Source organism: Pseudomonas sp. S37, from assembly GCF_016658545.1.
GTDB lineage: Bacteria > Pseudomonadota > Gammaproteobacteria > Pseudomonadales > Pseudomonadaceae > Aquipseudomonas.
The window spans coordinates 1-602 of record NZ_JACVZC010000235.1 but is presented as its reverse complement, the minus strand read 5'-3'; the positions used below and the strand labels follow the sequence as shown (position 1 = coordinate 602).

The 602-nt window shown below is 67.6% G+C and carries 1 protein-coding gene; it reads right to left on the bottom strand.

What is annotated here, in order from left to right:
• Nucleotides 1-602: AMP-binding protein (locus IAE39_RS29465; protein WP_201207961.1), on the bottom strand; the 602-nt coding region annotated here is incomplete at both ends.

Below are 602 nucleotides of genomic sequence, written 5' to 3'. Positions count from 1 at the left end.
GTATCGCTGGCGTCCAGGCCGTAGGCCTGCTGCATCCAGCACAGGCGGTTGACCAGCGCGCGGTGGCTGTTGCCGGCGCCCTTGGGGCGGCCGGTGGAGCCCGAGGTGTAGATCACATAGGCCAGGTTGCCCGGGCTGGTACTGTGCACCAGGTTGGCGTCGCTGTAGCCCGGCAGCGGTTCGAGCAGCAGCGCCTGCACACCCTCGGGCACCGGCAACTGCGCCAGCAGCTGGGCTTGCGTCAGCAACAGGCGGATGCCGCTGTCCTGCATCATGTAGGCCAGGCGCTCGGCGGGGTATTCCGGGTCCAGCGGCACATAGGCACCACCGGCCTTGAGAATGCCCAGCAGGCCAACGACCATGTCCAGGCTGCGCTCGGCGGCAATGCCCACCAGCACGTCCGGCCCCACGCCCAGCTCGCGTAACCGGTGCGCCAGCTGGTTGGCGCGCTGGTTCAGCTGGCGATAGCTCAGCGCCTGGCCGGCAAACACCAGCGCCTGAGCGTCCGGGGTGGCGGCAACTTGCGCCTCGATCAATTGATGCAGGCACTGTTCGACCGGGTAATCGGCCTGGGTGCTGTTCCAGTCGTGGATAACCTGTTG